Origin of the sequence: Variovorax multivorans (genome assembly GCF_051216835.1) — a bacterium.
Lineage (GTDB): Bacteria > Pseudomonadota > Gammaproteobacteria > Burkholderiales > Burkholderiaceae_C > Variovorax.
This window is the reverse complement of record NZ_JBPJZL010000046.1, coordinates 1-2,307: the sequence shown is the minus strand read 5'-3', so window position 1 is coordinate 2,307 and position 2,307 is coordinate 1. Positions and strand designations below refer to the sequence as shown.

Annotated in this window: 3 protein-coding genes; all 3 read left to right on the top strand. The window is 65.8% G+C overall.

The genetic code is table 11. The annotated features are described in order from the left end of the window. Positions 1-100: 100 nt before the first annotated feature. Positions 101-508, top strand: a complete 408-nt coding sequence (gene tnpA, locus ACSFCA_RS36460) for an IS66-like element accessory protein TnpA (RefSeq protein WP_435462993.1) — start codon at positions 101-103, stop codon at positions 506-508. Continuing rightward, positions 505-852 carry an IS66 family insertion sequence element accessory protein TnpB gene (gene tnpB, locus ACSFCA_RS36455; RefSeq protein ID WP_124962304.1) on the top strand — a complete coding sequence of 116 codons (348 nt, stop codon included), beginning with the start codon at positions 505-507 and terminating at the stop codon, positions 850-852. The genes tnpA and tnpB overlap by 4 nt, the downstream gene beginning before the upstream one ends. Before the next feature lie 70 nt (positions 853-922). Next, the coding region (tnpC, locus tag ACSFCA_RS36450) for an IS66 family transposase (RefSeq protein ID WP_435462992.1) at positions 923-2,307 on the top strand (1,385 nt) is incomplete at its 3' end.

Below are 2,307 nucleotides of genomic sequence, written 5' to 3'. Positions count from 1 at the left end.
GTAATAGTCCGACGAAGGCCGTCTTGATGAAGCCGGACGAAGTCGACAGCATGTGACCTGAATAAATGGCACCGCATTAGGTGCCCATCATCAGGAGTGCATGTACATCATGAAGAGTGAGGGAGAACCGGGTCGGCGCCATCACGATCGGGCGTTGAAGGCCAGGCTCGTTGAGCTGAGCTTGCAGCCAGGAGCGTCGGCATCAGCAATCGCGCGGGAGCATGGCATCAACGCCAACTTGCTGTTCACCTGGCGACGTGAGTTCCGGCGCGCTGAGACTTCAGCGGACAGCACGCAATCAGCTGTGTTGTTGCCGGTGAAGGTCGCGTCGCCCGCCGAGGTCATGACGATGGCCACTTCAATCGGGCCCACGCCCCCACAGTCGAGACCGGCGGCGCGCAACGGCGTCATCGAGCTGGAGTTCGCCGGCGCGCAATTGCGATTGCGTGGCGCTGTCGACGAAGACAGCCTGTGCAGCGTCCTGCGCGCGCTGCGCCAGAGTGCATGATCGGCCCGCGCGCGGGCACCCGCGTCTGGTTGGCTGCTGGCGTGACGGACATGCGCTGCGGCATGGACACGCTGGCGGCGAAGGTGCAGACCGCACTCACCGAGGATCCGTACTCCGGCCATGTCTTTGTCTTCCGTGGCCGCCGAGGCGATCTCGTCAAGCTGCTGTGGAGTGACGGCGATGGCATGTGTTTGCTGGCCAAACGTCTGGAGCGTGGCCGCTTCATCTGGCCGCAGGCCGAGTCGGGCTCAATCTCGCTGAGCGGTGCACAGCTGTCGATGCTGCTCGAAGGCATCGACTGGCGCCGACCCGAGCGCACCTGGCAGCCGCGCGCAGCGGCGTAGTGGAGCATCGACCAAGTTGACAGGACAACTCCCGTTGTAGGGGTGGGCTCCGGCCGGCACAGTCGTGCCCATGACCTCGCAGGAACTGCTTGCCGCCAACGCCGCGCTCAGCGGCGAAGTGCAGCGCTCGCAAGAGGCATTGAAGATCGCTCTGCTCACTGTCGAGAAGCTCAAGGTCGAGGTGGCGTACTTGCGTCGCATGAAGTACGGCCGCTCCAGCGAGCAGCTCGAGCATGCCCAGCTTGAACTCGTGGGCGGCCAGCTCGCGCAACCGACATTGACACTGGCGAGCCGGGCCGAGGGCGCCGGCGCCGAAGACGACGAGCACCATTCCAACGTCACGTCCATCGAGCAGGCCCGCAGGAAGCGTCAGGCGCGACATCGCACTGGCGTGCGCGACTTGCCAGATCATCTGCCACGGCGCACCGTGGTGCACACGCCGCACAGCGGTTGCAGCTGCGAGGCTTGCGGCCGCGGCCTTCGCGAGATCGGCCAGGACGTCTCGGAGGTACTCGACTACGAGCCGGGCAGCTTCCATGTCGTGCGCCACGTTCGCCCCAAGCTCGCTTGCGCGAGCTGCAGCACGATCACGCAGGCGTCAGCGCCGAGTCGTCCCATCGATCGCTGCATGGCCGGCACCGGCCTGCTCGCACATGTGCTGGTGAGCAAGTATTGCGACCACACGCCTCTTTACCGGTTGTGCCAGATCTACGGCCGTGAAGGCGTCGAACTGCAGCGCTCGACCCTGGCCGACTGGGTGGCGCAGGCGGCACGTCTGCTGAGCCCGCTGGCCGACGCCATCGGCCGCTACGTGTTGACCGCCGACAAGATCCACGGCGACGACACACCGATCCGCGTGCTCGGCGGCGCAGGCGCCAAGGCTCGAACAGGCCGCCTGTGGGTGTATGTGAGGGATGACCGGCCCAGCGGCGACACAGCGCCGCCGGCGGTGTGGTTCCAGTACTCGGCGAACCGCAAGGGCGAACACCCCGTGCGCCACCTGAGGCACTTCAAAGGCGTCCTGCAAGCCGATGCCTTCGCCGGGTACCACCCGTTATACGAAGATGGCCGGGTGATCGAAGCTGGCTGTTGGAGCCATGCGCGACGCAAGCTGTGGGACATTCACGAGCGCCAGCACAAGCTGGCCGGAACGCTGGCACACCAAGCGCTACAGCGCATCGGCAAGGTCTTCGGTGTGGAGGCCGAGATCCGAGGCAAGCCGCCGCACGAACGAATGCGGGTTCGCCGGGAACGCACGAGTGCGATGCTGGGCGACCTGAAGGAATGGTTCGACACAGCGCTGTCGCAGGTCTCGGCGAAGTCGCCGATGGCATTGGCGATCGGGTACTCGCTGAGCAACTGGACGGCGCTGACGCGCTTCGTCGACGACGGGCGGATCGAAGCGCACAACAACGCGGCCGAGCGCGCGCTGCGCGGCGTGGCAGTCGGGCGCAA

Bases quoted from the DNA above. Each gene is read 5' to 3' on its own strand.
- tnpA (WP_435462993.1), top strand. From the start codon at position 101: ATGTACATCATGAAGAGTGAGGGAGAACCGGGTCGGCGCCATCACGAT.
- tnpB (WP_124962304.1), top strand. From the start codon at position 505: ATGATCGGCCCGCGCGCGGGCACCCGCGTCTGGTTGGCTGCTGGCGTG.